A 5,258-nucleotide genomic window follows, 5' to 3' on the forward strand; every position below is an offset into this window, starting at 1 on the left:
CTCGGCCGAGTACACGTTCTCGCCGCCCGAGATGATCATGTCCTTGACGCGGTCGACCACTTTGACGTAGCCGTCACTGTCCACGGTGGCCACGTCTCCGGTGCGCAGCCAGCCGTCGTGCAAAGCCTGCGCCGTAGCCTCGGGCGCGCCCCAGTAGCCGCGCATCACGTTCGGGCCCTGGACTTCGATCTCGCCGCGTTCGCCCGGCTCGGCAAGGTCGCCAGTCAGGGTATTGACGCGGACGTCGGTGAAGAAGTGCGGCACTCCCGCGGTGCCCGCCTTGGAAAGGGCGTGGTCGCGGTCGAGCAGTAGCACGCCCGGCGACGCTTCGGTGGCGCCATAGCCCTGGATGAAAGACAGGCCGCGTTCAAGGTAGGTGCGGATGAGGGGTTCGGGGACGGGGGCGCCGCCGCAGAGAAGGCTTCGGACGCTCGAAAGATCCGCGGTCGCGAACTTGGGGTCGGCTGCGACGGTCTGGTACATCGCGGGGACGCCGAACATGACGGTGACCCCGTGTCGCTCGACGAGCTGCAGCGTGCGGGCTGGGTCGAACGCTGCCTCAAGGATCACCGTGCCGCCTTTGAGTAGCGTCGGCAGGCAGGTCATGTTGAGCGCCGCGGTGTGGAACAGCGGGGCGGTCACCAGCGTGACCTCGTCGTGCGCGAGGTCCGTATCTACCAGGACATTGATACTGTTCCAGATGATGTTGCCGTGGGTGAGCTGCGCACCCTTAGCCCGGCCGGTGGTGCCCGAGGTGTACATGATCAGGCAGGTGTCGTCGAGCGAAATCGGCTCGTCGATCGGCTCGGGGATGGGGCCGCTGCTGACGATCTGCTCGTAGGCGTCGCCGATCGGGATGGTCAGCCGGAGGGTAGGGACCTGTCCCGGTGCGACGAGGGTGCACGTGGCGCTGTGAATCAGCACACTGGCGCCGCTGTCGGACACGCAGTGATCGAGTTCGCGCTGACTGAGCCGGGTGTTGAGCGGCACGAACACGGCGCCGAGTTGGCCGGCCGCGAACAGCGTTTCCAGGAAGGCCGGGTGGTTCGGCGCGATGAACGCGACCCGGTCGCCGCGGCGGATCCCGAGCGTGCGCAGGTGATGCGCGAGGCGGGTGGCCCGCTCGTGCAGCTGCGCGTAGGTGTATCGGGTCTCCTCGTGGACGACGGCGACCGCGCTGGGCGTCTTGCGCGCTCGCCGCGCCGTCCAGGAGCCGAGTCCTTGGTTCCGCATGGTGATGGGCTCCTTCGCTCATCCGCGCGGGCAACAGGGGAAACGATCAGGGTTTTGCGAGGCCGAGCAGGCGCGCGGCGTTCTGCTTGAGGATCAGTGGCCTTACTTCGTCCTTGATCGGCAGCTTGGCGAAGTCGGCCAGCCAGCGATCCGGGCTGAGCACCGGGTAGTCGGTGCCGAACAGCACCTTCTCCTTCAGCAGCGTATTGGCGTACTGCACCAGCTGCGGCGGGAAGTACTTCGGCGACCAGCCGGACAGGTCGATGTACACGTGCGGCTTGTGTGTGGCCACCGCCAGCGCCTCGTCCTGCCAGGGGAAGGACGGGTGCGCCAGGATGATCGGCAGGTCCGGGAAGTCGGCGGCGACGTCGTCCACGAACATCGGGTTCGAATACTTCAGCCGGATCCCGCCGCCGCCCGGCGCCCCGGCGCCGATCCCGGTCTGTCCGGTGTGGAAGACCGCGATCGCCCCGGCCGCCTCGATCGCCTCGTAGAGCACGTACGCGCTGCGGTCGTTCGGATAGAAGGCCTGGATGTTCGGGTGGAACTTGAAGCCGCGCACGCCGTGCTCGTCGACCAGCCGGTGCACTTGCCGGGCCCCGGCGCGTCCCTTCGCCGGATCGATGGAGGCGAACGGGATCAGCACGTCCGGATGCCGCCGCGCCGCCTCGGCGATCTCCTCGTTGGGCACGGCCGGCGTGCCGGTCGCCGCCTCGGCGTCCACGGTGAACACCACCGCGGCCATCCGCCGCTCCCGGTAGTGCGCCGCGATCTCGTCGAGCGTGGGCTTGCGGTGTTCGGCGTCGACTTTGAAGTAAGAGCTCGAAGCTTCCTCGAGTTCGCGGGAGAGCGAGCCGGCGCCGGAGGAGGAGACCTCGGCGTGGGTGTGCACGTCGATGGCGACCAGGTCGTCGAGATTCAGCATCCTGATGACGTCCTTTCCGTGCTTGTCGGCGCGTTCACAGCTGCGGGGCCGGGATGCCGTAGGTCTGCTGGGCGCGGCCCACCGAGACCGGCCAGGCGCCGGCGATGGCCTCGGCGCTCCAGCCGCCGTCCGCGTAGGCGACGCTCACCTCCTGCGGGTGCGACCACAGGGCCAGCTTGTCCCCGCCGATCCCGATGCACTGCCCGGTCACCCCGGCGGACGCGTCCGAGGCGAGGTAGACCACGAGCCCTGCGACGTCCTCGGCGGTTCCGAAGCCCTCGCCCTTACGCAGCGAGTCCGGCAGCGGCCTGCCCTCGTTCTCAAGCGCCTCGATATGCGGCGCGAAGACCGGGATCGTGCGGGTCATCGCGGTCGCCGCGACCGGGATCACCGCGTTGACGGTGATCTGCGCCTTGGCCAGCTCCATCGCCCAAGTGCGGGCCATCGCCGCGATCCCGGCCTTGGCCGCGGAGTAGTTGGTCTGGCCGAAGTTGCCGCGCTGCCCCGCCGGGGAACCGGCGACGATCACGCGCCCGCCCTCGCCCTGCTCGCGCATCCGGTTCACCGCCGCGCGCACACAGGTGAAGGTACCGCGCAGGTGCACGTCGATGACGGTGTCGAAGTCGTCATCAGACATCTTCCACAGCACGCGGTCGCGCAGCACCCCGGCGTTGGTCACCATCACGTCCAGCCGGCCGAAGGACTCGACCGCGGCCGCGACCAGCGCCTCGGCCGTCTCCGTGGGCCCGACCGCCGCGGCGAGCGCGACCGCGCGGCCTCCGGCGTCGGCGATCTGCTTCGCCGCGGACTCGGCCGCCTCCCGGTCCACGTCGTTGACCACGACCGCCGCGCCGGCCGCGGCCAGCGCCTTCGCGTAGGCCAGGCCGAGGCCGCGCCCGCTTCCGGTCACCACGGCGACCTTCCCGGTCAGGTCCGTGTGCGTCTCCGTGTGCGTCGTCACCCTCGCCGCCTTTCGCTGTCCTTCATCGCTGCCGTTGCTCGAAGCCATGCGCGTGCGCGCCCAGGCCCGCTTTCGAAGTTATGCACTTCTCTTATCGCCGTCAATAGTATGCATAGCTTTTGCTGGCCGGGGTACGTTGTGCTGCGTGGATGCAGATTCCGCGCAGCCGGGCACCGCGCTGCGCCCCCAGTCGCTCATGCTCACCTTCCTGGGCAACTACGTGCTGGGCCGGGACGTGTGCGTGTACTCGGGCAGCGTCATCGACGTGTTCGCCCGCACGGGCGTGGGCGAGCCCGCGACCAGGTCCACCCTCGCCCGTATGGTCAACCGCGGGCTGCTGAGCCGCCAGCGCGAGGGCCGCAAGATGTACTTCGGCCTGACCGCGCGCTCGGCCGCGATCCTGCGCGACGGCGAGGAGCGCATCTGGAAGGCCGGAGCGGTCAACCGGGACTGGGACGGCACCTGGACGCTGCTCGGCTTCTCGCTGCCCGAGTCCTGGCAGCGGCAGCGGCACGACCTGCGCTCGCAGCTGACCTGGGCGGGCTTCGGGCCGCTGTGGGGCGGGGTGTGGATCGCGCCGGGCCGGGCCGAGGTCGCCGGGATCGTGGCCGGGCTCGGCCTCGAGGCGCACGTGAAGGTCTTCCGCTCCACCGCCGAACCCGGCACCGACATCGGCCGGATGATCGAGGAGACTTGGGACCTGCCCGCGCTGGCCGCGCGCTACGCCGACTTCCTGGCCCGCTGGCGCCCGTTCACCGAGGCGAAGCAGCACCCTGAGGTGAGCGATCCGCTCAGCACCAAGCTGCTGCTGTTCACCGAGTGGCTGCAGATCGTGCGCGCCGATCCGCGGCTGCCCGCGCAGCACCTGCCCGCGCAGTGGCCGGCCGCGGCGGCGGAGGACCTCTTCCGCGCCGCGAACGCACTCGTCGACGAGCCGGCCCGGCGGATGGCCGAGGAACTGCTGGACACAGTTCCCGATGTCACAGCGCCCGATGTCACAGCGCCCGATGTCACAGCGCCGGATGTGACTGAGCCAGATACCGCAGTGCCGAATGTTCACAGTTCGTCATAACTCGTCAGGACGCGTTGAGGAAGGCCCGCACCTCGGCGACCAGCTCCTGCGGCCGCTCGAAGACCACCAGATGGCCGCTGTCGATCTCGGTGAAGCGGCTGCCGGCGATCGCCTCGTGTACGAGACGGGCCTGCTCCACCGGCACCACCTGGTCCCGGGTCAGCCCGATCACCAGGGTCTGCGCGGTGATCTTCGGCAGCAGGTCGCGCAGGTCGGCGCGGCCGTCCAGGTCGATGTGGCGGCGCATGCCCTCAGTGATCGGCGGCGCGTTCGCGATCAGCTGCGCCAGGGCCTCCTCGCCGATCGCGCTCAGGAACGGGGCGCTGAAGCAGGTCAGCTGGAGGAACCGGGTGAACAGGTCGTGGTCGGTGCGCTCGAGGCGCCGCCAGACCTCGAAGGAGAGCTGCTGGCGCGCGTCGTGCGGGCCGGGCCAGCCGGCGACGAGGACGAGCCGGCGCACCAGATGCGGGTGCAGGGCGGCGACCGCGGCGGCCACGACGGCGCCGAGCGAGTAGCCGAGCAGGTCGACCGGCTCGCCGCCGCACTGCTGCACGGCCTCCTCGGCGACTGCCGCGATCTGCCCGGCCAGCAGCTCCACCGTCAGCGGACCCTGCGGCTCGACGGTCAGACCGCTGCCGGCGTAGTCGGGGAGGTAGACGGTGTGGCTCGCGGTGAAGGCGTCGAGGAGGTGTCCGAAGTTGAGCTGCGCGTCGAGGCCGGTACCGGCGACCAGCACCAGTGCGGGGCGCTGGTCGCCGGCGGTCTGCGGCGTGGCGGTGTAGTGCACGGCGGCGCCGTGGGCGGTGACGGTCGGCATGATCAGGCTCCTTAGAAGGTCAGCACGGGCTTGACGGCGGTTCCGGCGACCATGTCGGCGACGGCGGCGTTGATGTCCTCGAACTTGTAGTGCCGCACCAGCCGCTCGACCGGGAGCCGCCCGGCCGTGACCAGGTCGACCAGGGTCGGCAGCAGCGACTCGGTCTCGCTGTCGCCGAGGGTGAGCCCGGTGACGGTACGCCCGGGAAGCAGGAAGTTGACATCCACGGGGACCTGGGTGCCGAACGCCG

At 70.0% G+C, this 5,258-nt stretch carries 5 protein-coding genes and 1 pseudogene; 1 reads left to right on the forward strand and 5 read right to left on the reverse strand.

Annotation, left to right across the window (positions count from 1 at the left end):
* From VFB40_RS21435 to VFB40_RS21445, 3 genes are all read right to left on the reverse strand, one after another.
* On the reverse strand, positions 1–1,233 hold a 1,233-nt coding region (locus VFB40_RS21435; protein WP_324853425.1), incomplete at its 3' end, for an AMP-binding protein.
* Between the two features lie 46 nt (positions 1,234–1,279).
* Complete coding sequence (locus VFB40_RS21440) at positions 1,280–2,158, reverse strand: amidohydrolase family protein (protein ID WP_324853427.1); 879 nt, start codon at positions 2,156–2,158, stop codon at positions 1,280–1,282.
* A 34-nt stretch (positions 2,159–2,192) separates the two neighbouring features.
* Positions 2,193–3,119 (reverse strand): SDR family NAD(P)-dependent oxidoreductase, encoded by a 927-nt coding sequence (locus VFB40_RS21445; RefSeq protein WP_324853429.1) that lies wholly within the window; start codon positions 3,117–3,119, stop codon positions 2,193–2,195.
* 145 nt (positions 3,120–3,264) lie between these two features.
* Between VFB40_RS21445 and VFB40_RS21450 the strand changes: the two genes are divergently transcribed.
* Complete coding sequence (locus VFB40_RS21450; protein WP_324853432.1) at positions 3,265–4,191, forward strand: PaaX family transcriptional regulator; 927 nt, start codon at positions 3,265–3,267, stop codon at positions 4,189–4,191.
* Between the two features lie 4 nt (positions 4,192–4,195).
* On the opposite strand, the gene VFB40_RS21455 is transcribed toward VFB40_RS21450, so the two are convergent.
* Both VFB40_RS21455 and VFB40_RS21460 read right to left on the reverse strand, forming a co-directional pair.
* The gene (locus tag VFB40_RS21455; protein ID WP_324853434.1) at positions 4,196–5,008 is read right to left on the reverse strand and encodes an alpha/beta fold hydrolase; all 813 of its coding nucleotides are present in this window, start codon (positions 5,006–5,008) and stop codon (positions 4,196–4,198) included.
* 11 nt (positions 5,009–5,019) lie between these two features.
* Positions 5,020–5,258, reverse strand: a pseudogene (locus VFB40_RS21460) (NAD(P)-dependent alcohol dehydrogenase); the annotation flags it as partial.

The sequence above is a fragment of the Actinocrinis sp. genome, from assembly GCF_035650855.1.
Lineage (GTDB): Bacteria > Actinomycetota > Actinomycetes > Streptomycetales > Catenulisporaceae > Actinocrinis.

Bases quoted from the DNA above. Each gene is read 5' to 3' on its own strand.
- VFB40_RS21440 (WP_324853427.1), bottom strand. From the start codon at position 2,158: ATGCTGAATCTCGACGACCTGGTCGCCATCGACGTGCACACCCACGCC.
- VFB40_RS21455 (WP_324853434.1), bottom strand. From the start codon at position 5,008: ATGCCGACCGTCACCGCCCACGGCGCCGCCGTGCACTACACCGCCACG.